Below are 22,416 nucleotides of genomic sequence, written 5' to 3' on the forward strand. Positions count from 1 at the left end.
AGAAAGCCGAGGCGCGCAGCCGTCGCGCGGGTTAAAGCCCGGCCAGACGCCGCGCGATCCGGGTCTGGGCCGCCACGGCCGTGCCGAGATCGTGGGTGACGATGCGGCCGTCGCGCACCACCTGCCGCCCCTCGACGAACAGATCGCGCACCCGGTTCGGCCCGGCCAGCAAGATAGCGGCCCGATCCCAGAGCCCGGCCGCCTCGATCCCCGACATGTCCCAGATCGCCAGATCCGCACGCATGCCCGGGGCCAGCCGCCCGCAGTCGGGCCGCCCCAGCACATCGGCGCCGCCCCGGGTCGCGATTTCAAGCGCCTCGCGCGCGCTCATCGCATCGGCGCCCAGCACCACCCGCTGCAACAGCATCGCCTGCCGCGCCTCGCCGATCAGGCTGCCACCGTCATTGCTGGCCGACCCGTCGACGCCAAGGCCCACCCGCACCCCGGCATCGCGCATCGCGCGGACCGGCGCGATGCCGGACCCGAGCCAGCAGTTCGAACAGGGACAATGCGCGACCCCGGTGCCCGATTGCGCGAAAAGTGAAATTTCGCGACCGTCAAGCTTGACGCAATGGGCGTGCCAGACATCGTCGCCAGTCCAGCCCAGATCCTCGGCATATTGCCCGGGGCGACAGCCGAACCGGTCCAGCGAATAGGCGATATCCTCATCGTTTTCGGCCAGATGCGTGTGCAGCCGCACGCCCTTGTCGCGCGCCAGAAGGGCCGCGTCGCGCATCAGTTCGGGGCTGACGGTGAAGGGTGAACAGGGCGCGACGCCGACCCGGATCATGGCGCCCGGATCGGGATCGTGAAAGGCGTCGATCACCCGGATGCAGTCCTCGAGGATCGCGGGCTCGGCCTCGACCAGCCCGTCAGGCGGCAAACCGCCCTTCGACTCGCCGATGCTCATGGCGCCGCGGGTCGCATGGAACCTGATCCCGACCTCGCGCGCCGCGGCGATGGTATCGTCCAGCCGCGCCCCGTTCGGATAGAGGTACTGATGGTCCGAACTCATGGTGCAGCCCGAAAGCGCCAGTTCGGACAGGCCGACCAGGGCCGAAACCCGGAATTCCTCGGGGCCGAAGCGCGACCAGATCGGATAAAGCGTCTTCAGCCAGCCGAACAGCAGCGCATCCTGGGCGCCCGGCACCGCGCGGGTAAGGCATTGCGACAGGTGATGGTGGGTGTTCACAAGCCCCGGCGTCACCAGACACCCGTCGGCCCGGACGATCTCGGCCCCCTCGGGCGCGAGGCCCGTGCCAATCTCGGCCACGCAGCCGTCGCGCAGCCGCAGATCGGCCCCCGCCAGCTCGCGCCGCTCGTCGTCCATGGTGACGATCAGCTCGGCGCCCTGGATCAGCATATGGCCCATGGGTCAGGCCGCCGCCGAAAGGATCGCCAGCGCCTCGGCATGGATACTGGCATTGGCGGCCGCGACCACCCGGCCCCCGTCATGGGCCGGACCGCCCTTCCAGTCGGTGACGATGCCCCCCGCCGCCTCGATCACCGCGATCGGGGCCTGAATGTCATAGGCATGCAGTCCCGCCTCGACCACCAGATCGACATGGCCCATGGCCACCAGCGCATAGGCGTAGCAATCCATCCCGTAGCGCACCATCTGCGCCTGACCGGCCAGCGCGGCAAAGACGCGCCTCTCTTCCGGGGTGCCGACCTCGGGGAAGGTCGAAAAGACCGAGGCCTGAGAAAGAGGGCGCGGCGCGCGGGTCGCAAGCCTGCGCTGGCCATGGGGTCCTGAAAACTCGGCCCGTCCGAACCCGCCCAGGAGGCGTTCGCCGATATAGGGTTGGTCGATGATGCCGAGGATCGGTCCGTCCGCATCGGACAGCGCGACCAGGACGCCCCAGGTCGGCGTACCGCAGACGAACCCGCGGGTTCCGTCGATCGGGTCGAGCACCCAGGTCAGCCCGCTGCGGGACGAGGTGCCATCAAGCTCCTCGCCCAGAACGCCGTCTTCCGGGCGGCGGTCGGCGAGAATCGCGCGCATCGCCGCCTCGGACGCACGATCGGCGCGCGTGACAGGGTCGAAGCCCGTCCCGGCCTTGTTCTCGACCCCGAGGGCCGCCGTACGAAAATGCGACAGGGTCGCGGTTCGTGCAGCATCGGCCAGCGCATGCGCGATCTCGATCAGGGAGTCGGCTTCCGTATCTTTCATCCGGCCTCCGGTGGACTTGCGGACGGGGCGCTGATGCGCCTGCCACCTGGGCGCTAGCCTTGCTACGCTCGTCCGTCAAGCACCGGTTTCAGGCCACGTCGCTCAGCACGCGCGCCAGTTCGAAAAGCCGCCGCCTCTGGTTCTCGGGAATGGCATAGTAAGAGCGCACCAGTTCCAGCGCTTCCTTGTCCGACAAGAGATCGTCGGGCATGCCGGTGGTCGTCTGCTCGGCGTTGCGGCCATCAAGGCCTTCGAAGAAGAAGCTGACCGCGACGTCCAGCGCATCGGCGATGTCCCACAGACGGGAGGCGCTGACGCGGTTCATGCCGGTCTCATACTTCTGAATTTGCTGGAACTTGATACCGACCCGCTCGGCCAGTTGCTGTTGGGTCATGCCCACCATCCAGCGCCGGTGTCGGATACGTTTGCCCACATGGACATCTACAGGGTGTTTCATTGGTGAACTCCTCTACCGACAAACATATAGCAACACCTATGCCAAGCGAACGGGGAAACGCTCTTAACCCACCACTTCGCTAATAAACCCATAACAAAAAAGGTAATTTAAATTTGTACGATCCCTGGGGCAGTGCACGAAATTGGTTAAGTACCCCGACTCAAGCTCGCGTAATGGTTGCATGTCGCGAATCTGAAAGAGCGCCTTCGCATTTCGCAAACAACCTTTAGACAGGTGCCCTTTGCATTCTGCGAAAGCAGGGATCACTGGTCACACCACCCCGGCCCCACTAAGGTTACCGCCGTGTCAGTCTACACCATTCTACGGAGTTTCGATGCGCCTTTTCCAGCTTGACCGGATCGGAGAACAGCCGCGCCTGGCCGAGGCAGACTGTCCCGCCCCAGCCGCGGGCGAGGTCCGGGTGCGGATCGCGGCCTGCGGGCTCAATTTCGCCGACCTCCTGATCATCGAGGGCCGCTATCAGGAACACCCTCCCCTGCCCGCGACCCTGGGCATGGAGTTGGCCGGAACCGTCGAGGCGCTGGGCGAGGGAGTCGATCCGGGCCGTCTGGGCACACGCGTCGCGGTCTTTGCCGGATCGGGCGGGCTGGCCGAGGCCGGTTGCTTTCCCGCCGACCGCTGCCTGCCCCTGCCCGAGACCATGAGCTTCATCGAGGCCGCAGGGTTTCAGATCGCCTATGGAACCTCGCATGTGGCCCTGTCGCACAAGGCGCGGCTGGCCCCCGGCGAGACGCTGCTGGTCACCGGCGCGGCGGGCGGGGTCGGGCTGACCGCAGTCGAGATCGGCAAGGCGATGGGCGCGACCGTGATCGCCTGCGCGCGCGGCGCCGACCGGCTGGAGGTCGCGCGCGCTGCGGGCGCCGATCACCTGATCGACAGCGACACAGACGATCTGCGCGCGGCGGTGCTGGCGCTTGGCGGGGCGGATGTGGTCTATGACCCGGTCGGCGGGCCGCTCTTTGCCGAAGCGATGCGGGCCTGTCGGCCCGACGGGCGCCTGCTGGCGATCGGATTCGCCTCGGGCGAGGTGCCGCAGATCAAGGCCAACCACCTGCTGGTCAAGAACCTCTCGGTGATCGGGCTTTACTGGGGCGGCTATCTGGCCTTCCGCCCCCAGGTGCTGACCGCCAGTCTGGCGACGCTGTTCCGCTGGCATGCCGAAGGGCGGCTGCATCCCCATGTCAGCCATGTGCTGCCGCTCGAGCGCGCGGCCGAGGGGCTGGATCTGTTGCGCCAGCGCAAGGCGACCGGCAAGGTGGTGATCGCGATGCACTGACCGGCGCCTCAGGACGCCCGGTAGGCCTGCCGGATCAGCTCGGCCAGGGCGCCGATCACAGGCCCGTCGGCAAGGTCCGAGGCATAAAGGTTGATCTGGGTCGTCTTCAGGTCGGGCAGCGCGCCGCCGTGCTGGATACGCTCGACATAAGGCGGCAGCGCGCCGTCGACCGAGGTATGGACCGCGAGATCGGCGCTGACGCTGGCCTCGACGGTCCGGCTCGAATCGCTTTCGACCGTCATCACCCAGGGGATTCCCGCGCGGTCGAGCGCGGCCTGCACGCCCTGGCGGAAGATGCAGGTATGCTCGTAGGCAAGCCGCAGCGGGCGCTGGCGCCAGGCCGTCCCGCCGATGGCCCCCACCCAGACCAGCGGCAGTTCGGTGAGCGTCTCGCCGGTCGGGCCGCAGCGATCCTCGGTGGTCAGGATGATATCGACATCGCCGCGCCGGAACATCTCGCGCAAGCGCATCGTGTAGGACGAGATCAGCTGCACCTTGACCCGGGGAAAGTCGCGGGCAAACCGGTTCAGCACCAGCGGGATCGCCGGATAGACGATGTCATGGGGCACGCCCACCACCACCTCGCCCTCGTATTCCTGCGCGGTCATGCGCGCATAGACCTCGTCGTTGAGGCTGAGGATGCGCCGGGCATACCCCAGAAGCTGTTCGCCCGAGGCGGTCAGCTTGACCTTGCGTTCGGTCCGGTCGAGCAGTTGCAGGTCCAGCGCCTCTTCCAGCCGCTTGATCTGCATCGACACGGCCGATTGCGTGAGGTTCAGAAAGCCCGCCGCCCGCGTCACCCCGCCCGCATCCGATACAGCCACAAACGAGCGCAGGGCAGTCATGTCCAGATTGCGCGCCACATCAAGATTCCTGATTCAACCCATAACCATCATTCGTTTGAAGAATGGACCACAATCCGGCATAAGCATCAAGGATGGTGATGGAACAAGGCCGTTTCATCAAAGTTAACGAAGGTGCAACACCATGGCGCAAGTCAGCACGAACATCCGCGCGGCCCACGACGTCGGCGGTGCCGGCCTCGTGAAACGGATTCTTCTGGGGCTGAGCGCCGCGCGCCAGCGCCGTCAACTGGTCGAGCTGGACGACCGGCAATTGCGCGACATCGGCCTGACCGCCGAAGAGGCCCGTGCCGAAGCGCGCCGCCCGGCCTGGGACGTCCCGCAAAGCTGGCTGCGCTGAACCGTCGCTGCGTCCTGCCACGAACCTACGGCGAATGCCGCGCGTTTGACTGCCGGAAGGCTTGAAATGGGCCCCGCCCTTGCCGATATACCCCGGCAATGGCGGGGCTTTTGCGCTTGACCGCCGGTATTGGACCAAGGAGGAGGCTTTCAATGGCTGACTACAACACGATCCGCGCCGGGGCGACGGGCGTTCGCACCGCGCAGATCGACGAGGGTCTTCGCGCCCATATGAACAAGGTCTACGGCACCATGTCCGTAGGCATGCTGATCACCGCGCTGGCGTCCTGGTCGATTTCGGGGCTGGCCGTCACCGACATGCCGACCGCCGTGCAGATCGGGGCCGACAAGTACCTGACCGGCCTTGGCCAGGCGCTTTACACCTCGCCGCTGAAATGGCTGATCATGTTCGCGCCGCTGCTTTTCGTCTTCGGCTTCTCGGCGGGCATCAACCGGATGTCGGCCGCCACCGCGCAGGTCGTCTTCTACGCCTTCGCCGCCGTGATGGGCCTGTCGATCAGTTCGATCTTCCTGGTCTTCACCGGCATCTCGATCGTGCAGACCTTCCTCGTGACCGCGATCGCCTTCGCGGGCCTGTCGCTCTGGGGCTACACCACCAAGAAAGACATCTCGGGCTGGGGGTCGTTCCTGATCATGGGCGTGATCGGCCTTGTGGTCGCATCGATCGTCAACATCTTCCTGGCCTCGCCCGCGATCATGTTCGCGATTTCGGCGCTGGGCATCCTGATCTTCGCCGGACTGACCGCCTATGACACCCAGCGGATCAAGACCGAGTACATCCAGCACGCCCATGCGATGGACAGCGAGTGGCTGGGCAAGTCGGCGATCATGGGGGCGCTGAACCTCTATCTCGACTTCATCAACCTCTTCATGTTCCTGCTGCAGTTCCTCGGCAACCGCGAGTGACCTGACGCATCAGGACCTGACTTTTCCAGACCCGCCGGACCTCCCGTCCGGCGGGTTTCTTCTTGCGCCCGGGCCGCACAGCCAAAGGGGATTGCGCGGTCGCGGATATTAGTTGATAAAAACACTAAGGATTGAGTCTCGGAGGGAGAACTGCCGATGCGACATCATTTCGACCGCCGCGCCGGGCGCGCGGCCACGGCCCTCGCGGCCAGGACCGGCGCCTGTCTCGCAACGCTTCGGATCTTTGCCAGGGACTGGGACACGGCTTTCGCCGAGACCGCCGAAGGGGTCGTCTTCGACCTGTATCGAGGCGGACGGCACACCGCCCTGGTCGGCCGAAACGCGGCCCGCGCCCGGTCGTCGAACCCGTTCTGACGGGAACTACGGCGGGCGCAACGGCCGCAGTCAGCAAATGCGCGGCAGCTGCTCGCCCACCAGCATGTCGACGATGCGCGCCCCGCCGAAGGCGGTGCGCATCCGGACCTGACCGGGATGCTCTGCGGTCGCCCGGCCGACAATGACGGCATCGCGGCCTTCGGGCCGGGCGCGCATCGCGGCCAGCGCCGCCGCGGCCTCGGCCTCGGGGACGAAAAGAACCAGCGTTCCCTCATTCGCCAGATAAAGCGGGTCGAGCCCGAGGATCTCGCACATCCCCTTGACCTCGTCGCGCAAGGGAAGCGCCTCTTCCTCGATCTCGACACCAACGCCCGCCGCCTCGGCCATCTCGTTCAGCGCCGAGGCCAGCCCGCCCCGCGTCGCGTCCCGCGCGGCCCGGGTGCCGGGGGCGGCCGCGATCACCGCCTCCATCAGATGGCCCAGCGCCTGACAGTCGGACCGGATGTCGGTCGACAAGGCCAGATCGCCCCGCGCGGCCAGGATCGTCGCGCCGTGATCGCCAAGCACGCCATTCACCAGCGCCACGTCGCCGGGGCGGATGCGGCTGGCCGCCAGATCGCGCCCGGGCGGGATCGCGCCCACACCGGTCGTGGTCACGAAGACCCCGTCGGCGGCACCGCGCCCCACGACCTTGGTGTCGCCGGTCACGATCCGCACGCCTGCGGCCTCGGCCTCGGCCGCCATCGTCGCCACGATCCGGCGCAGAAGGGCGATCTCGGTGCCCTCCTCGATGATGAAGGCCGCCGACAGCCACAAGGGCCGTGCGCCCCCCACCGCCAGATCATTGACCGTGCCGCAGATCGCGAGCTTGCCGATATCGCCGCCGGGAAATTCCAGCGGCGTGACGACGAAACTGTCGGTGGTCATCGCGAGCCGCGCGCCGGGTTCGGTCAGCGCCGCATCCGACAACCGGGCCTGATCCTCCATCGCGTCGGGCCGGAAGGCCGCGGCGAAAACCTCGTCGATCAGATCGCGCATCGCCCGTCCGCCCCCGCCATGGGACAGCGTCACATGGGTATCGCGCAACCGCGCCCGGGTCGGGACATTCATTCAACCGCCTCCGGCGCCCGGGCGCCGCCATACTGCCAATAGGCCGCGCAGGCCCCTTCGGAACTGACCATCAACGCGCCCAGCGGCATCTCCGGCGTACAGCCGCAGCCGAATTGCGGGCAGGCCGTGGGTTTGATCCGGCCGGTCATCACCTGACCGCAGGCACAGCCCTCGGGCTCGGGCACCACACGCGGTCCGGCGGCATAGCCGACACCGAATTTCTCTTCGGCGTCAAAGGCGCGATATCTCGCCCGGATCCGCAGTCCCGACTGGTCGATCTCTCCGAGACCCCGCCATTCGAAGGAGGGACGTTTCTCATAGACATCGACGATGGCGGCAAGGCTGACCGGGTTCCCGTGCTCGGGCACCACGCGGGCATACTGGTTTTCCACCTCGGCCCGGCCATCCCGGATCTGGGTCAGCACCATCAGCACCGATTGCAGCAGATCCAGCGGCTCGAACCCCGCCACGACGATGGGCTTGCCGTAATCCCGCGCAATGAAATCGTAGGGGTGGATGCCGATCACCATCGAGACATGGCCCGGCCCCACGAAGCCGTCGAGCACCATGTGCGGATCGTCCAGCAGCGCCCTGATCGGCTCGGGCACGGTGATGTGGTTGCAGAAGACGCTGAAATTGCCCAACCCCTCGTGCGCGGCCTGCTGGATCGACAGCGCGGTCGACGGCGTCGTCGTCTCGAAGCCGAGGCCGAAGAACACCACCTCGCGCCCCGGATTGCGGCGCGCCAGTTCCAGCGCGTCGAGCGGCGAATAGACCATGCGGATATCGGCGCCCGCGGCCTTGGCCTGCATCAGCGACATCTTCGTGCCCGGCACCCGCATCGCGTCGCCGAAGGTGGTGAAGATGACGCCCGGGCGGTTCGCGATCTCGACGCATTCGTCGACCCGCGCCATCGGCAACACGCAGACCGGGCAGCCGGGGCCGTGGATGAACTCGACCCCCTCATGCACCAGCTTGTCGAGCCCGTAGCGGAAGATCGCATGGGTATGCCCGCCGCAGATCTCCATGATGTGGACCGGGGCCGCGCGCGTCGCGCCGATCTGATCGGCCAGCGCAGAGATACGGGCCAGAACGGCCTTCGCGGCCTTCGGGTCGCGGAATTCGGTCGCGTATTTCATCCCTGCCCCTCCAGCGCCTTCGCACCCTCGGCCATGGCCTCGGCCGCTTCCTGCGCCTCGCCCAGATCCTGCAGCGCCTGCAGCGTCTTCGCGGCCTCGTCCGCATCGATCCGGGCCATGGCGAAGCCCACATGGATCAACGCCCATTCGCCCACCAGGTCCTCGGCCGGGCCGTCGAGAATGCAGGCCACGTTCACCTCGCGCCGCACCCCCGAAACCTCGGCCAGCGCCATCATCCGCGCGGCATCGGTAACGGCCACGATACGGCCGGGAATTCCCAGACACATGTCAGTCCTCCTCGTCCTGAGAGACTCGCCCAGCGGGACCGGCGATCCCGTAGCGGTCGAGCTTCGCCCTCAGCCCCACCCGCGAGAGGCCCAGTTCGGCGGCCGCGCGGCTCTTGTTCCAGCGATGCCGGGTCAGCGTCTCGCGCAATATCCGCATCTCCATCAGCTCGACCCGGTCCTTCAGCGATCCGGTCCGCGCCAGCACCGCATCGGCCGAGCGGTCGGCGCCCTCGTCGCCGGGCGGTGCCTGCAGGATGTGGCGCGAGATCAGATCGGCCCCCAGCATCTTGTCCGGGGCCATTACCAGCATCCGCGCGATCTCGTTCTTCAGCTCGCGCAGGTTGCCCGGCCAGTCGTAGTTTTCCAGAAATTCCAGCGCCGCCTCGTCGAGCCCATGCACCGGCTTGCCATGGGCCTGGGACAGCTCGGCCAGCTTGGCCTGTGCCAGCAGCGCGATGTCGCCGCGCCGGGCGCGCAGCGGCGGCACCGCGATCTCGCCCGCCGCCAGCGCATAGTACAGATCGGCGCGGAACCGGCCTTCGGCGACCAGCGCCTTCAGATCGGTGCCCGCGCCGCAGATGAGCCTGAAATTGGTGCCAACCGTTTCCTGCCCGCCGACCGGCGTGAAAGCGCCCTCGGTCAGCACCCGCAACAGCGTCAGCTGCAGCCCTGGCGGCGCGGTCTCGATCCCGCCGAGGTAAAGCGTGCCGCGATCGGCCTTCTGCATCAGCCCGATCCGGGCGACGCCCCCGGCCAGCACGCCCCGTTTCGCGCCCATCAGTTCGATCGCGGTCAGATCCTCGGGCATACCGGCCAGATTGAGGTCATAGAACGGCTTGTCCGCCCGCAACGAGGCGTAATGCATCGCCCGCGCCAGCTGTGCCTTGCCGGTGCCGGGCTCGCCCGTCAGCACCACCGGCAGGTCGAACCCGGCAAAGCGGCGGGCCATCTGCACCACCTCGACCATGGGCGAGTTGGGCGCGCGCAGCACGGTTTCGAACCCCATGCCCTCGCGCAGCGCCTTGCGGCGCTTTTCGACCCGCGACTCGGCGGTCGAGGCCAGAAGCCGCATTTCCAGCGCCATCCGCTCGTTCTCGCGCGACAGCTGGAACAGCTGCGCCGCGTTGCGGGCCGCCACCAGAAGCTGGTCGGGATGCCAGGGCTTGGTCAGGATCTGGTGAATGCCGGCCTCGTTGATCGCGGCGACCATGGCCGAGCTGTCGGTATAGCCGGTCACGATCAGCCGCACCGTCTCGGGCCAGCGTTCGCGGACCTCGGACAGGAACGCGACCCCGGAGCGCCCGGGCATGCGCTGGTCGCACAGGATCACCTGCACCCATTCGTCGCGCAGCACCGCCATCGCGGCTTCGGCATCGGCGGCGGTCAGGACATCGAATTCGTCCTCCAGCGCCATCCGCATCGCGGCCAGCGAATGCGGCTCGTCATCGACAAGCAGGACCGCCGGGCGGGCGCTGGCAGGCGCCATCAATCCGCCGCCCCGGCAGCCTTCTCGGCCAGCCGCGCGGTCAGCCAGTCGATCCAGGCCTCCATCCCCTCGCCGGTACGGGCCGAGACGCGCAGGATCTCGATGCCGGGATTGACCCGCCGGAGATTGGCCTCGTAGAGGTCGAAATCGACATCGCAATGCGGGGCCAGATCGGTCTTGTTCAGGATCGCAAGCCGGGCGACGGTGAACATATCGGGGTATTTCAGCGGCTTGTCCTCGCCCTCGGTGACCGAGAGGATCGCGACCTTGGCATCCTCGCCCAGATCGAAGCCCGCCGGGCAGACCAGATTGCCGACATTCTCGATGAACAGCATCGCCCCCCGCGGCAGCGCCAGATGGTCCATCGCATGGCCCACCATATGGGCGTCGAGATGACAGCCCTTGCCGGTATTGACCTGAATGGCCGGGGCGCCGGTCGCGCGGATGCGGTCGGCATCGTTCGAGGTCTGCTGGTCGCCCTCGATCACCGCCAGCGGCTGCGCGCCCAGCTGCTCGATGGTGCGGCACAGCAGCGTCGTCTTGCCCGAGCCGGGCGACGAGACGAGGTTGACGGCAAAGGCGCCCAGCGCCCGCAGCACCCGGCGGTTGCCATCGGCAAAGGCATCGTTCTTCGACAGGATGCCGGCCTCGATCTCGATCAGCCGCGCCTGCGACATGCCTGGCACCGACACCCCGGCCGCACCCCCGCCGTAGTGCAGGTCGCCATGGTAGCCATGGTGGTGGTGCCCGTGAGCGTGCCCGTGGTCATGGGTGTGGTCATGATGGTGATGATGATGAGGGGCATCCTGCCCGTGATCCTGGGCCTGCCCCCTTGCCTGCCCTTCCAGCGTCGCGCCCCCGCACCCGCATACCGTGCACATCACACCACCTCCATGTCCTTGATCCGCATTTCGTCGCCCCCCACGGGCATCAGCCGGCCGCCGCCGCAGCGCGGACAGGGGTCGAGCCGGTTCTCGATTTCGACCTCGACGCCGCAATCGTAGCACAGCGCACGGCCGGGCAGGTCGATCATTTCAAGCCGGGCGCCCTCGGCCGGGCTGCCCCGCATCACCACGTCGAAGGCGAATTCCAGCGCCGGTTTCTCGACCCCGGCAAAGCGCCCGATTTCCAGCCGCAGAAGCCGCACCGCCGCGAACCCGTGGGCGCGCGCCTGATCCTCGACGATCCCGCGAATACCCTCGCACAGCGACATCTCATGCATGGGCGGCCTCGTCGAAGACGACCGGTACGCACGGGTCGAGGATGTCGACCACCAGCGGCGCCAGGTCGGCCCGGCCGCGCGGCAGGCTTTCCAGCGCCCTCTGCAGCACCCCGCCCCGCGCGCAAAGGTGATCGGTCGGCGTCAGGCGGCGAAAGGCCGCGACGCGCCCGTCCTCGACCCGCGCCGACAGGGAATAGGTCCCCCGTGCCGCGGGCACGCGAACGACCCCGCCCCGGGTGGCGGGGGTGGCGGGGAACTGACCGGACAGGCAGGCCTCGAGATCGACCAGCCGCGCCGCCGCGCGCCAGAGCGGGCCGCGCCCGTAGCGCGCTTCGATCTCGGCCAGCAGCGGCGATGTGCGGTGCCGCAGCCAGGGCGAGTTTTCCTCCGCTGCCGCGTCAAGCGCAGGTCCGGGGTCGGCCGGGGGCAGATCGGCAACCGCCTCGCCCGGCGCGAACCGTCCGGCGAGTGCTGCCAGAACCGGCGCCACGCCCGCCCCCGCCACCAGCCAGCGGTCAAACGCATCGGGCGCGGGGCATCGGCCCGGGGGGCCGAACACGGCTCGGGCGATATCGTCGCCCGGCAGCGGCGCGGGCGGCAGGCCCAAAGCGCGTGGCCAGAGCACGAAAAACCGCATCAGATGGTCGCGCAGGATCTCGTCGGCCAGCGCCGCGCGGTCCTCAGGCCGCGCGGGCAGCCCCAGCGCCACGCGGGCCCCCAGCGACTGGGCAGCCCGGCAAAGGTTGAAGATCCGCGGCACCAGCAGGGCGGCCTCCTCGACCCGGCGATGCAGCAGCAGGGCCTCGAGCGCGGGCGGGGCCGGCGGGGCGATCCGCGGCCCGGCGCCGGTCAGGGCGATATGCAAGGCCGCGCTCACGCGCCCGGCGCCTCCGCCGGACGGTCCTCGGCCCCGGCGGCCAGACCGCCCGAGATCACCGCGCGGCGGGTCGGGGCGCCCGTGCCCGAGGCCTCGCCTTCGGCGGCCTCGGCGTCCGCCAGATCCGTCTCGCGCGCGGCACGGATGTCGGCAGCGCGGTCGGTTTCGGCCCGGTTCTCGGCCTTGAACAGCTCGACCATGACCGCGCGGGCGACCTCGACCGCCTGCAGCTGGCTGGCGAAATCGTTCATCGGCGAGAACAGCGAACAGGCCTTGTAGCCGCCCGCCATCGGCCGGACATTGTGGATGAACTCGTAGTCGCCCGACGGAAAGCACAGGCTTTCCTTGGCGCCCGCAGTCAGACCGGACCAGTCCTCGCCCTCGGCGGGCAGCAGGATCAGGTTCATGAACCAGGGCGCCACCAGCACGCCCAGCGGGCGCCCCTCATAAAGCGCGAAGCCCACCGCTTCGACATGCAGCGAGGCGTTGACCAGGGGCACGTCGCGCATCTTCGAATGCCAGATCTCGCGGAACTCGGCCTCAAGCGCGGCGGTGCGGTCGGCGATCCAGGCCGCCGTCGCAGCCTCGGCCGCGCCGGGATCGTCCTTGACCATGAACTGGGCCTTCGGCGCGTCGCAGGTCGGGCAGGTCCAGTCCTCGGGCAGCGCGGCGAAAGGGGTGCCGGGCAGCACCTGGCGGAAGTCGTCGCCCTCGGCCGGGTCATAGACCGTCCAGCAGATCTTGCATTCCATCACCGCCGCCGCGCTGATCCGGTCGTCGCGGCCGCCATAGCTGCCCTCGAAGCGGGCGGTCATCGGATCGCCTCCAGCACGTCGCGGATGCGCCCGGCGCTGTCGGCCAGATCCTCGGGCGCGGCCAGCACCACCTCGGGCATGTCGGTGACCTCGAAGGTGTCGAGGATCAGCGTGTCCATCGAGTTGAAATACTGCACCCGCCAGACATTCGCCGTGGCGGTGGCGGTGATCCGGCAATTGCCATAGCCGCGCGACAGGACCGTCACAGCGCCTTCGCCAAGCGCCGCGTCCAGCCAGGCCAGATCGCCCTCGGTATGGGGCAGCAGGGTCAGGTTGACCACATGCGCGTCCTTGCCCTTGCGCCAGGCGGCCGACCGGTCGAGCAGCTCGACCAGCAGCGCCGGGGCGTTGAAGACATCGAGCCCCTTCGGCGCCTCAAGCCCCAGCGCCGCGCGCTGCGGTGCGAAGGCGATCCTGGCGCGCGCGGGCACCGCGCCGACCTCGACCCGGTCGACGCCCGCGCCCATCACCCGCCAGACCCCGGCAAAGACGCTTTCCTGCACCGCGACGGCGGGCACGCCCTGGATGCGGACCGACACCTCGCCCTGGCCCAGCGTCTCGGTCAGAAGGGCGCGCGCGTCGGGCGGCAGGTCGGCCAGCTGAAAGCTTTCGCCCTCGCCGGTCGCGGCGGCACGCTCGCAGGCGGCGGCGGCGCGCTCCAGCAGGGCAAGCGCCGGTGCGGCGGCATCGGTATCGTCGATCTCGGGCAGATGCGCGGCATAGGTCCGCATGCCCGAAGGCATCTGCATGTAGCCAAGCTCGTCATCGGCGGGTTGCGATCCGGGGCCGAAGCCGGTGGGGGGCAGATGAAAGCCGGAAACCATGATGTCCTCCTCAGGCGTCGGTCAGCGACAGGATATGCGCGGTGCGGGCCAGATAGTCGTCCCAGTCGCGGATCTTCTGGATATCGCCCAGCAGCTGCCCCTCGCGGTAGAAGATGAAGCCCGGGGTCTTCAGCGCCCGGGTCGTCTCGCGCAGTTCGGCCTCGATCGCGTCATCGACGAGGGCGCAGTCGAAGGCGCCCTGAAACGCCTGCCGCAGCTCGGGCAGGATCACCGCCGCATCGGCGGTCTCGAGGTTGCGCGCGGGATCGCCGGGCACGAACAGGCAATGCACCCCCGGCCGCGCGGTGAAGGCCGCGACATCCGCCATGTCGGTCAGCCTGGGCCAGCCGAGATCGGTTTCGAGACGGGCAATCAGCGGGTGGGTCATGGCGGTCATCCCTGGGTGTCGCCAGCCGCCAGCGCGGCCTGCAGGTGGGGGGGAAGGCTCGGTTCGCGGGCCTCGAGATCGGCGAAGGCATCGCCCGCCGAGCCACCCGCCATCACCGCGCGCAGCCCGTCCAGCGCGGCGCGGATCCTCTGCGCCTCGTCGGGGTCGAGCAGATCGCGCGCGGCGCCCAGAAAGGTCAGCACCCAGTCGCCCACCCGCGCCTCGGGCGTCAGCGACAGGTCGATCAGCGCGCCTTCGTCGGTGCGCCCGGCAATGCCGTCGATCCCGATCAGCCGCATCGGCTCGCCCACGCACATCAGCGCACCGGCCCGGCAAGATCGCCCTGCCCGGGGAAGAACCGGTCGTCGCCCGAGCGGCAGGCCGCCTCGGCCGAGGGCCGGCCGGATTCGTAGGCCTCGCGGCGGATCGAGGGATCGGCCAGATCGGGCGTGGCGGTGCGGCCCGGCCGCGCGGCGACGCCCCAGCGGGCGAGCTCGGCCAGCCCTTCGGCCAGCGCATCGGGCAGCCGCGCCGCCACGGTTGCGGTCAGCCCGCCGCCGTAATCCTCGATCTCGGCGGGCTGGCAGCCGATCAGGGTCATCCGTGCCGGGCTGCAGCCCTTGAAGGCGGCCGTGGCCAGCACATCCTGAAACCCGGTCTGGTGCAGGCTCATCTTCTTCGCGCCCATGAAGGCGGGCACGTCGCCGTCGCGGACGATCTTCAGCGTGCCGGGTGCCAGCCCGTAATCGACCGCATCGAAGATCAGAAGATCGTCGGCCTCTTCGAGAAAGGGCAGCAGATAAAGCCCCTGGGTGCCACCATCCAGAAGCCGCACCCCGGCGTCGAAGGCATGGGTCTCGGCCAGCGTCTCGACACAGCGGGGCCCGAAGCCCTCATCCGCCCAGAGGACGTTTCCGATACCGAGGATCAGGGTCAGGCGGTCAGTCGCGGCGGGCATGGGGTCCTCCCTCGGCCGGTGCCGACAGCGGGGGCCATCCTGCCCCGCCTCCGGCGGAAAATAGGGTCTTTCGGTACGGCGGGAAGGCCCTGCGGCCGGCGCAGATCGCCAGCGCGTCGGCCGCCCCGCCGCGCCGCGGGCAAAGCTGTGCCCGCGGCTTCGGGGTCTTCGCGTTGTTTTATTCCACCCGATTGTCCTTGAAGGTCCGCCAGCCGGAAATCATGGTGGTGATCATCGACTGACGCGACATGATATCTTCGCGGATCGCGGCATAGATGTGAAAGATCGCAAAGAGCGTGATCGCCCACATCCCCAGATGGTGCAGCGTGTGCAGCCGCTGGGAATTGCCGACAAGCCCCAGCATCCAGCCGAACCAGCTGTCGTAGAACGACCCCTGCCCCGCCCCTTCGGCATAAAGCGCGAAGCCGGTGACGATCATGAAGGTCATGCCCAGCGTGATGAAGGTGAACATCGCGAAATGGGCCAGCGGGTTGTGGCCGATATACTTCTTCGGCTCCTTTTCGAGGAAGGCGTACCAGCGTGCCTCGAAGATCATCTCTTTCCACCAGCGCTTGCGCCAGACCGGGATGTAGAACAGCTGCCGCGCATGCCGGTTGCCGACGAAGGCAAAGTAGATCCGGCCCAGGAAGGCGACCGTCAGCACCATGCCCGAGGCGAAATGGGCAAAGCGGATATAGCCGAACACGAACTGGTCGGTCGCCTCGGCGATTTCCATGGTGGGCGGCGGCGAGGCGATCAGGTAGCCCGTCACGATCAGGATCGTGATCGCCAGCGCGTTGACCCAGTGCCAGATCCGGACCGGCATTTCGTAGACATAGACGGCCGCGCGCAGCTGCAGGCTTTCGATATCCTCGGGACGGGCACCGCCGGTCAGCCGCGCGGCCTCGAGCGGGGTCGGCGCCTCGGGGTTCGGGATATGGATCGGGATGGAGGTTCTGTCTTCGACACTCATGGCGCGATCCTCATCCGGCAAGGAGCCAGGCGCCCGAGGCCACCAGCGCGCCTCCGGCAGTCCGGCGCAGGGTGCGGGCGGCGCGGGCCTCCGCGACCGCGCGGGCAACAAGAATGCCGGTCAGGTGCAGCGCCGCGGTCGAGATCAGGAACCCGCCCAGATAGGCCAGCGCCGCCCCGGTCGCCTCGGAGGCATGGGCATGGCCGTGGCAGATGCCGAAAAGCGCGATCGCCCCCAGCGAGGCGCCGGTGACCCAGCGCGCCTGCCCGCGATGGGCAAAGGCGGCCAGAACACCGAAGGCCAGGACCGAGGCCGCGATCATGCCCTCGACGCCCGGCAGCGGCACCCCCGCCCAGGACAGCGCGGCGCCTGCAACCATCGCCCCCATGAAGGCGGCGGCCCCCGCCCAGAGGCGCGCGCTCAGCGCAAAGCCCGACCAGAGCCCCACCGCCAGCATCGCCAGCAGGTGATCGGCCCCGGTCAGCGGGTGCAGCACCCCATGAACGAACCCGGTAGACGCCCCATGGCCGGTATGGGCCAGGGCCGGGCCCGCCACTGCGGCCAGAGCCGCGGCAAGCAGATATTTCCTCATCGTCGTCTCCTCCCTCAGCGCACCTTGACCCGGGTCAGTTCCTGTCCGTCCGGCGACATCACATGGGTCGAGCAGGCCAGGCACGGATCGAAGCTGTGCAGCGTCCTGAGGATCTCGACCGGCTCGTCGGGGCGTTCCATCTTGGTGTCCATCAGAGCCGCCTCGAAGGCGCCGATATTTCCGGCGGTGTCGCGCGGGCTGCCGTTCCAGGTGGTGGGCACAACGCATTGATAGTTCTCGATCCGCCCCCCCTTGATCTTGATCCAGTGGCCCAGCGCGCCGCGCGGCGCCTCGGTCATGCCGACGCCCTTGGCCTCTTTCGGCCAGGTCTTCGGGTCCCATTTCTCGACATTGGCGGTGGCGGTGTCGCCGTTCCGGCAGGTCGCGATCAGCTTGTCGAAGAAATACTTCTGCAACCGGGTACAGTATTCAGCCTCAAGCGCGCGGGCCGCGGTGCGCCCCAGCGTCGAGAACAACGCCTCGACCGGCAGGTCCATGGTCCGCAAAAGCCCCTCGACCTGGCCCTTGATGTCCTCATGGCCCTTGGCATAGCCGATGACATAGCGGGCCAGCGGCCCCACCTCCATCGCATGGCCCTTCCAGCGGGGCGCCTTGATCCAGGAATACTTGGCCGCCTCGTCCAGTTCCTCGATATTGGTCTTGGTCCCCTTGGCATTGGGCCCCAGCTCGAATTTCGGCTCGGTCACGCCGTCCCAGGGATGCAGGCCCTTGCCCGGCTCGCCATAGCTGTACCAGGAGTGATCGACGAATTCCTGCACCTGTTCGGGATCGCGCGGATCGACGTCGAGCACCTCGTTGAGGTTGCCGTTGATGATGGCGCCGCGCGGCAGGTGCAGCTGGTCCGCCGAGAAGTCGTTGGGGTTCTCGGGGATGTCGCCATAGGCCATGACCGCCTGGCCCGACAGCCCGCCGCCGTAAAGCCAGCTTTTGTAGAAGCCGCCAATGGCAACGACATCCGGGATATAGACGTTCTTCACGAAGGTCGTGCACTGGTCGATGATGGAGCTGACCATGTTCAGCCGCTCGATGTTGATCGCGCCGACCGCACCGGTGCCGTCGAGATTGATCGGACAGGGCACACCGCCCACCAGCCAGTTGGGGTGCGGGTTCTTGCCGCCGAAGATGGTGTGGATCTTCACCACTTCCTTCTGCAAATCCAGCGCCTCGAGGTAGTGGGTCGTGGCCATCAGATCGGCCTCGGGCGGCAGCAGATAGGCCGGATTGTCCCAATAGCCGTTCTTGAACAGCCCCAGCTGCCCAGATTCGACGAATTTCTTCAGCCGGTTCTGCACGTCGCGGAAATAGCCGGGCGAGGACAGCGGGTGGCTGGGCGAAACCGCCTGTTGCAGTTCCGACGTGGCCTTCGGATCGGCCTTCAGCGCGTTCACGGGGTTCACCCAGTCCAGCGCATGCAGGTGGTAGAAATGGACGATATGGTCGTGAATCTGAAGGTTCAGCTGCATGATGTTGCGGATCGAGTTGGCGTTCTGCGGGATGGTGATCCCCAGCGCGTCCTCGACCGCACGCACCGAGGTCAGCGCATGCGTCCCGGTGCAGACGCCGCAGATCCGTTCGGTGAAGGCCCAGGCATCGCGCGGGTCGCGGCCCTTGAGGATCACCTCGAGCCCCCGCCACATGGTCCCGGTCGAGACCGCGTTGCGAATGATGCCCTGATCGTCCACATTCACCTCGCAGCGCATGTGGCCCTCGATCCGGGTCACGGGATCGACGACGATGCGGCGGCCGGAATTGTCGAGGTCAAAGCCGTTCGGGGTCGCGACCATGGCTTACACCTCCTCTTTCTTCGCGGCGTCCTGGGACTTCTTCTGGGCCCGTTTCAGGGCCGAGGCGGCGACATGGGCGACGATGCCCGCGCCCACCGCCCCGGCGGCGGTAAAGCCGATCTGATCGGCGGTGGCCTCGATCCCGAACTGCTTGATCGTGGTCAGCCGGTCATAGAACGACCCCTGGTCCCAGAACCCGTCCTCGGAACAGCCGATGCAGCCATGGCCCGACTGGATCGGGAAGCTGACGCCCTCGTTCCAGCGCACGGTGGAACAGGCATTGTAGGTGGTCGGCCCCTTGCAGCCCATCTTGTAGAGGCAATAGCCCTTGCGCGCATAGTCGTCGTCCCAGTTCTCGACGAACTGGCCCGCGTCGAAATGCGGGCGGCGGTAGCACTTGTCGTGGATGCGCTGGGAATAGAACATCTTCGGCCGCCCCTGACGGTCGAGATCGGGCATGCGGTCGAAGGTCAGCATGTAGGTGATGACGCCGGTCATGACCTCGGCGATGGGCGGACAGCCCGGCACCTTGATGATCGGCTTGTCGGTGATGACCTTGTGCACCGGCGTCGCGCGGGTCGGGTTCGGGGCCGCCGCCTGCACGCAGCCATAGGAGGCGCAGGCCCCCCAGGAGATGATCGCCTTGGCGTGTTCGGCCGCATGGCGCAGCTGATCGACGAAGGGCTTGCCGCCGATGATGCAGTACATCCCGTCCTCGTTCAGCGGCGGGTTCCCTTCCACCGCAAGGATGTAGTTGCCCTTGTATTTCTCGATCGTGTCTTCCAGCGCCGCCTCGGCCGCATGGCCCGCCGCCGCCATCAGCGTGTCGTCGTAATCGAGCGAGATCATCGACAGCACCACATCCTTGGCCAGCGGATGGGCCGAGCGGATGAAGCTTTCCGAACAGCAGGTGCATTCGAGCCCGTGCACCCAGATCACGGGGGTCCGCGGCTTGGTTTCCATCGCATGGGCGATCTTCGGCACGAAGGCGGGTCCCAGCCCCAGCGCTGCCGCCGTGAGCGAACAATACTTCATGAAGCTGCGCCGGGTGATCCCCTGGCGGCGCATCACCTCATAGAATGTCTCGATTTCGGCCAAGTCGGTCCTCCCGTCCAATGACCCGGCGCCGCGGCGGCGCGCGGAAGGTTCAGTATGCCAGCGCATGCAAACAGAGCGCGGCCGGCACCAGCAAGGATTTCCTCAGGATGTTTAAGATCGTGTTAATTGCGTTATATTTCAGACGTTTACCCACCTTAATCCGAGACATTGCGGCGGATTGACCGGTAATCTCTTTACCGACAAAAACGCTTTCTGGATCAGCCGCTTTCCATCTGCGGCAATTTGCCGGATGCGGCAACAAGCGCCTGACCAAGCGCCAGCCCGCCGTCATTGGCCGGAGTTTCCCTATGGATCAACACCTTGACGCTACGTAAGCAGAAACGCACCTCGGACAGCAGCCGCGCGTTCTGAAAACAGCCGCCCGACAGCGCGACGGCGCGAGCGCGGCCGGATTCGACAAGGGCTTTCGCCGGATCGGCAAAGGCCCGCGCAAGACCCGCGTGGAATCGGGCGGCGATCAGCGGCTTCGGGCAACCCGCGTCGAAGTCTGCAACCACCGCACGAATCACTGGCGCCGGATCGAGCCCGTCGAAGGCGTAGGGCCGGTCGGCCGGAAGGTCGCCCGCCAGCGCCTCTAGCCGCATCGCCGCCTCGCCCTCGTAGCTCTGCCCCCCGGGACACAGCCCAAGCGCCGCCGCGACCGCATCGAACAGCCGCCCGGCCGAGGACGAGGCCGGGGCGTTCAACCCGGCCCGGACCGCCGCCCGCAGCGCCGCGCGCGGGGCGTCGGGCAGCATCCGGTCCGCGACGTCGGCCAGCCCGGCCGCATCGAGCCGCACAAGCAGGTTCCGCCAGGGCTCGTGCGCCGCAGCATCGCCGCCGGGCAAAGGCGCCGGAGCCAGATGCCCCACCCTCTCGACCGCGCGATAGTCGCCCAGCAGCAGCTCGCCCCCCCAGACCGTGCCGTCCGGGCCGTAACCCGTGCCGTCCAGCACGATGCCCGCCACCGGCCCGCCATCGCGCGGCCAGCCATTCTCGGCCAGACAGGCGGCCAGATGGGCGTGGTGGTGCTGAACCTCGACCACGGGCAGACCCAGCGTCCGGGCATGCTGCGTCGCGCGATAGCCGGGATGGGCGTCGCAGGCGACCCGGACCGGGCGGTGACCGAACAGCCTGCCGTAATCGGCGATGGCTGTCAGGAATTCCTCCCAGGTCAGCGCCTCGTCCAGGTCGCCCAGGTGATGCGACAAGAGCGCCTGCCCGCCCTTCACAAGGCAGATCGCCGATTTCATCTGCCCGCCCAGAGCCAGCACCTGCGGCGCCTCCTCGAACCCGGCAGGCAGGGGCAGTGTGCCCGGCACCCGTCCCCGCGCCCGGCGCAGGACCATCGGCGGATCGGCCCGCTCGACGCTGTCGTCGAGCCGCCGGGCAATGTCGCGGTCATGCATCAGGAAGGCATCGGCAAAGGCCCCCAGCTTGGCCCGCGCCTCGTCATTGCCGATGACCTGCGGCGCGCCCGACAGATTGCCCGAGGTCATCACCAGCGGCCGCCCCACCGCATCCAGCAACAGATGATGGAGCGGCGTATAGGGCAGCATCACACCCAGATCGCGCATGCCCGGCGCGACGGTCTCGGGCAGCGCACCGGTGCCGGGCACCAGAACGACGGGCGCCGCCGGATCGCCAAGCCGCTCCAGATCGGCGGGCGTCGGCGCGCAAAACCCCGCCAGATCGGCGGCGCGCGCCATCAGCGCAAAGGGCTTCGCGGGTCTGCGCTTGCGCGCGCGCAGCCGGTCCACCGCCGCCGCATTGCCCGCATCGCAGGCCAGATGAAACCCGCCCAGCCCTTTGACCGCCAGGATCGCGCCCTGTGCCAGCAGATCGGCCGCGCCCGCGACGGGATCGCCGGGCAGCTCCGCGCCCTCCCGCTCCAGCCAGAGCCGGGGGCCGCAATCGGGGCAGGCGATGGGCTGAGCATGGAACCGGCGGTCGGCGGGGGTGTCGTACTCGGCGCGGCAGGCCGGACACATCGGGAAGTCGGCCATGGTGGTCCGGGCGCGGTCATAGGGCAACTGCCGCAGGATCGTGAAGCGCGGGCCGAATTGGGTGCAGTTGGTGAAGGCATAGCCCCGCCTGCGCCCCGCGCCCCGGATCTCGGCCAGGCAGTCCGGACAGGTCGCGGCGTCGGGCGTGACGCGAGTTTCAGCCCCCTCGCCGCGGCTGGGGGCGATGGTGAAGGTTTCGGGCGCGGTGGCAAAGGCCCAGTCCCGCGCCTCGGCCGCATCGATGCGGGACAGCGCGGGCGCCCGCGCGGTCAGCGCCGCCTGAAACGCTGTGAGTTCCCCGCCCGCAACGCGGATCAGCACCCCTTCGGCATCGTTGAAGACCTCGCCGCGCAGGCCGAATTCCTGCGCAAGCTGCCAGACGAAGGGGCGAAAGCCCACACCCTGCACCTGACCCCGGACCCGGATCTCAAGGCCCGTTTCCAC

The 22,416-nt window shown here is 68.1% G+C and carries 25 protein-coding genes; 4 read left to right on the forward strand and 21 right to left on the reverse strand.

Going from position 1 to position 22,416, the window contains the following annotated elements:
- Positions 1-31 precede the first annotated feature (31 nt).
- From EV657_RS06630 to EV657_RS06640, 3 genes are all read right to left on the reverse strand, one after another.
- A complete protein-coding gene (locus tag EV657_RS06630; protein ID WP_134077443.1) occupies positions 32-1,372 on the reverse strand; it encodes an 8-oxoguanine deaminase in 1,341 nt (446 codons plus the stop codon).
- Between the two features lie 3 nt (positions 1,373-1,375).
- Complete coding sequence (gene hisN / locus EV657_RS06635; RefSeq protein ID WP_134077444.1) at positions 1,376-2,173, reverse strand: histidinol-phosphatase; 798 nt, start codon at positions 2,171-2,173, stop codon at positions 1,376-1,378.
- Positions 2,174-2,261: 88 nt separating this feature from the next.
- A complete protein-coding gene (locus EV657_RS06640; RefSeq protein ID WP_075784893.1) occupies positions 2,262-2,630 on the reverse strand; it encodes a helix-turn-helix domain-containing protein in 369 nt (122 codons plus the stop codon).
- Between the two features lie 334 nt (positions 2,631-2,964).
- Between EV657_RS06640 and EV657_RS06645 the strand changes: the two genes are divergently transcribed.
- Complete coding sequence (locus EV657_RS06645; protein WP_113670874.1) at positions 2,965-3,927, forward strand: NADPH:quinone oxidoreductase family protein; 963 nt, start codon at positions 2,965-2,967, stop codon at positions 3,925-3,927.
- A gap of 8 nt (positions 3,928-3,935) precedes the next feature.
- On the opposite strand, the gene EV657_RS06650 is transcribed toward EV657_RS06645, so the two are convergent.
- Positions 3,936-4,790 (reverse strand): LysR family transcriptional regulator, encoded by an 855-nt coding sequence (locus EV657_RS06650; protein ID WP_075784891.1) that lies wholly within the window; start codon positions 4,788-4,790, stop codon positions 3,936-3,938.
- Between the two features lie 124 nt (positions 4,791-4,914).
- Between EV657_RS06650 and EV657_RS06655 the strand changes: the two genes are divergently transcribed.
- From EV657_RS06655 to EV657_RS06665, 3 genes are all read left to right on the forward strand, one after another.
- Complete coding sequence (locus tag EV657_RS06655) at positions 4,915-5,130, forward strand: DUF1127 domain-containing protein (protein ID WP_075784890.1); 216 nt, start codon at positions 4,915-4,917, stop codon at positions 5,128-5,130.
- Positions 5,131-5,282: 152 nt separating this feature from the next.
- Positions 5,283-6,056: a Bax inhibitor-1/YccA family protein gene (locus tag EV657_RS06660; protein WP_134077445.1), complete on the forward strand. Its 774-nt coding sequence runs from the start codon at positions 5,283-5,285 to the stop codon at positions 6,054-6,056.
- Between the two features lie 156 nt (positions 6,057-6,212).
- Positions 6,213-6,431: a hypothetical protein gene (locus tag EV657_RS06665; RefSeq protein WP_075784888.1), complete on the forward strand. Its 219-nt coding sequence runs from the start codon at positions 6,213-6,215 to the stop codon at positions 6,429-6,431.
- Positions 6,432-6,461: 30 nt separating this feature from the next.
- Here EV657_RS06665 and hypE read toward each other — a convergent pair whose 3' ends face one another.
- From hypE to hypF, 17 genes are all read right to left on the reverse strand, one after another.
- Complete coding sequence (gene hypE, locus EV657_RS06670) at positions 6,462-7,502, reverse strand: hydrogenase expression/formation protein HypE (protein ID WP_075784887.1); 1,041 nt, start codon at positions 7,500-7,502, stop codon at positions 6,462-6,464.
- A complete protein-coding gene (hypD, locus tag EV657_RS06675) occupies positions 7,499-8,641 on the reverse strand; it encodes a hydrogenase formation protein HypD (protein WP_134077446.1) in 1,143 nt (380 codons plus the stop codon). The genes hypE and hypD overlap by 4 nt, the downstream gene beginning before the upstream one ends.
- Positions 8,638-8,928 (reverse strand): HypC/HybG/HupF family hydrogenase formation chaperone, encoded by a 291-nt coding sequence (gene hypC / locus EV657_RS06680; protein WP_075784885.1) that lies wholly within the window; start codon positions 8,926-8,928, stop codon positions 8,638-8,640. Before hypC ends, hypD begins: the two co-directional genes overlap by 4 nt.
- Before the next feature lies 1 nt (position 8,929).
- Complete coding sequence (locus EV657_RS06685) at positions 8,930-10,414, reverse strand: sigma-54-dependent transcriptional regulator (protein WP_113670878.1); 1,485 nt, start codon at positions 10,412-10,414, stop codon at positions 8,930-8,932.
- Entirely contained in the window at positions 10,414-11,295 is an 882-nt protein-coding gene (hypB, locus tag EV657_RS06690) for a hydrogenase nickel incorporation protein HypB (RefSeq protein WP_134077447.1), read from the reverse strand. The genes EV657_RS06685 and hypB overlap by 1 nt, the downstream gene beginning before the upstream one ends.
- Positions 11,295-11,636: a hydrogenase maturation nickel metallochaperone HypA gene (gene hypA / locus EV657_RS06695; protein ID WP_075784882.1), complete on the reverse strand. Its 342-nt coding sequence runs from the start codon at positions 11,634-11,636 to the stop codon at positions 11,295-11,297. The genes hypB and hypA overlap by 1 nt, the downstream gene beginning before the upstream one ends.
- Positions 11,629-12,513, reverse strand: a complete 885-nt coding sequence (locus EV657_RS06700) for a hydrogenase expression/formation protein HupK (RefSeq protein WP_134077448.1) — start codon at positions 12,511-12,513, stop codon at positions 11,629-11,631. The genes hypA and EV657_RS06700 overlap by 8 nt, the downstream gene beginning before the upstream one ends.
- On the reverse strand, positions 12,510-13,328 hold the full coding sequence (gene hybE / locus EV657_RS06705) for a [NiFe]-hydrogenase assembly chaperone HybE (protein ID WP_113670880.1): 819 nt from the start codon (positions 13,326-13,328) through the stop codon (positions 12,510-12,512). The genes EV657_RS06700 and hybE overlap by 4 nt, the downstream gene beginning before the upstream one ends.
- Positions 13,325-14,152, reverse strand: a complete 828-nt coding sequence (locus tag EV657_RS06710; RefSeq protein WP_113670881.1) for a hydrogenase expression/formation protein — start codon at positions 14,150-14,152, stop codon at positions 13,325-13,327. The genes hybE and EV657_RS06710 overlap by 4 nt, the downstream gene beginning before the upstream one ends.
- Positions 14,153-14,162: 10 nt before the next feature.
- Complete coding sequence (locus EV657_RS06715) at positions 14,163-14,540, reverse strand: thioredoxin domain-containing protein (RefSeq protein ID WP_166673660.1); 378 nt, start codon at positions 14,538-14,540, stop codon at positions 14,163-14,165.
- Positions 14,541-14,545: 5 nt separating this feature from the next.
- Complete coding sequence (locus EV657_RS06720; protein ID WP_113670883.1) at positions 14,546-14,857, reverse strand: HypC/HybG/HupF family hydrogenase formation chaperone; 312 nt, start codon at positions 14,855-14,857, stop codon at positions 14,546-14,548.
- On the reverse strand, positions 14,857-15,498 hold the full coding sequence (locus EV657_RS06725; protein WP_113670884.1) for a HyaD/HybD family hydrogenase maturation endopeptidase: 642 nt from the start codon (positions 15,496-15,498) through the stop codon (positions 14,857-14,859). Before EV657_RS06725 ends, EV657_RS06720 begins: the two co-directional genes overlap by 1 nt.
- A 178-nt stretch (positions 15,499-15,676) precedes the next feature.
- Positions 15,677-16,471: a Ni/Fe-hydrogenase, b-type cytochrome subunit gene (gene cybH / locus EV657_RS06730; RefSeq protein ID WP_134077450.1), complete on the reverse strand. Its 795-nt coding sequence runs from the start codon at positions 16,469-16,471 to the stop codon at positions 15,677-15,679.
- A gap of 10 nt (positions 16,472-16,481) precedes the next feature.
- The gene (locus EV657_RS06735; RefSeq protein ID WP_113670885.1) at positions 16,482-17,063 is read right to left on the reverse strand and encodes a HupE/UreJ family protein; all 582 of its coding nucleotides are present in this window, start codon (positions 17,061-17,063) and stop codon (positions 16,482-16,484) included.
- 14 nt (positions 17,064-17,077) lie between these two features.
- On the reverse strand, positions 17,078-18,868 hold the full coding sequence (locus EV657_RS06740; protein WP_113670886.1) for a nickel-dependent hydrogenase large subunit: 1,791 nt from the start codon (positions 18,866-18,868) through the stop codon (positions 17,078-17,080).
- A 3-nt stretch (positions 18,869-18,871) separates the two neighbouring features.
- Positions 18,872-19,966: a hydrogenase small subunit gene (locus tag EV657_RS06745; protein ID WP_075784872.1), complete on the reverse strand. Its 1,095-nt coding sequence runs from the start codon at positions 19,964-19,966 to the stop codon at positions 18,872-18,874.
- Positions 19,967-20,184: 218 nt separating this feature from the next.
- Positions 20,185-22,416, reverse strand: a complete 2,232-nt coding sequence (hypF, locus tag EV657_RS06750) for a carbamoyltransferase HypF (protein ID WP_134077451.1) — start codon at positions 22,414-22,416, stop codon at positions 20,185-20,187.

It is taken from the genome of Rhodovulum visakhapatnamense (assembly GCF_004365965.1).
GTDB classification, from domain to species: domain Bacteria; phylum Pseudomonadota; class Alphaproteobacteria; order Rhodobacterales; family Rhodobacteraceae; genus Rhodovulum; species Rhodovulum visakhapatnamense.

Coding starts and splice junctions, on each gene's coding strand:
- EV657_RS06630 (WP_134077443.1), bottom strand. CDS start 1,372: ATGGGCCATATGCTGATCCAGGGCGCCGAGCTGATCGTCACCATGGAC.
- hisN (WP_134077444.1), bottom strand. CDS start 2,173: ATGAAAGATACGGAAGCCGACTCCCTGATCGAGATCGCGCATGCGCTG.
- EV657_RS06640 (WP_075784893.1), bottom strand. CDS start 2,630: ATGAAACACCCTGTAGATGTCCATGTGGGCAAACGTATCCGACACCGG.
- EV657_RS06645 (WP_113670874.1), top strand. CDS start 2,965: ATGCGCCTTTTCCAGCTTGACCGGATCGGAGAACAGCCGCGCCTGGCC.
- EV657_RS06655 (WP_075784890.1), top strand. CDS start 4,915: ATGGCGCAAGTCAGCACGAACATCCGCGCGGCCCACGACGTCGGCGGT.
- EV657_RS06660 (WP_134077445.1), top strand. CDS start 5,283: ATGGCTGACTACAACACGATCCGCGCCGGGGCGACGGGCGTTCGCACC.
- EV657_RS06665 (WP_075784888.1), top strand. CDS start 6,213: ATGCGACATCATTTCGACCGCCGCGCCGGGCGCGCGGCCACGGCCCTC.
- hypE (WP_075784887.1), bottom strand. CDS start 7,502: ATGAATGTCCCGACCCGGGCGCGGTTGCGCGATACCCATGTGACGCTG.
- hypD (WP_134077446.1), bottom strand. CDS start 8,641: ATGAAATACGCGACCGAATTCCGCGACCCGAAGGCCGCGAAGGCCGTT.
- hypC (WP_075784885.1), bottom strand. CDS start 8,928: ATGTGTCTGGGAATTCCCGGCCGTATCGTGGCCGTTACCGATGCCGCG.
- EV657_RS06685 (WP_113670878.1), bottom strand. CDS start 10,414: ATGGCGCCTGCCAGCGCCCGCCCGGCGGTCCTGCTTGTCGATGACGAG.
- hypB (WP_134077447.1), bottom strand. CDS start 11,295: ATGTGCACGGTATGCGGGTGCGGGGGCGCGACGCTGGAAGGGCAGGCA.
- hypA (WP_075784882.1), bottom strand. CDS start 11,636: ATGCATGAGATGTCGCTGTGCGAGGGTATTCGCGGGATCGTCGAGGAT.
- hybE (WP_113670880.1), bottom strand. CDS start 13,328: ATGACCGCCCGCTTCGAGGGCAGCTATGGCGGCCGCGACGACCGGATC.
- EV657_RS06710 (WP_113670881.1), bottom strand. CDS start 14,152: ATGGTTTCCGGCTTTCATCTGCCCCCCACCGGCTTCGGCCCCGGATCG.
- EV657_RS06715 (WP_166673660.1), bottom strand. CDS start 14,540: ATGACCCACCCGCTGATTGCCCGTCTCGAAACCGATCTCGGCTGGCCC.
- EV657_RS06720 (WP_113670883.1), bottom strand. CDS start 14,857: ATGTGCGTGGGCGAGCCGATGCGGCTGATCGGGATCGACGGCATTGCC.
- EV657_RS06725 (WP_113670884.1), bottom strand. CDS start 15,498: ATGCCCGCCGCGACTGACCGCCTGACCCTGATCCTCGGTATCGGAAAC.
- cybH (WP_134077450.1), bottom strand. CDS start 16,471: ATGAGTGTCGAAGACAGAACCTCCATCCCGATCCATATCCCGAACCCC.
- EV657_RS06735 (WP_113670885.1), bottom strand. CDS start 17,063: ATGAGGAAATATCTGCTTGCCGCGGCTCTGGCCGCAGTGGCGGGCCCG.
- EV657_RS06740 (WP_113670886.1), bottom strand. CDS start 18,868: ATGGTCGCGACCCCGAACGGCTTTGACCTCGACAATTCCGGCCGCCGC.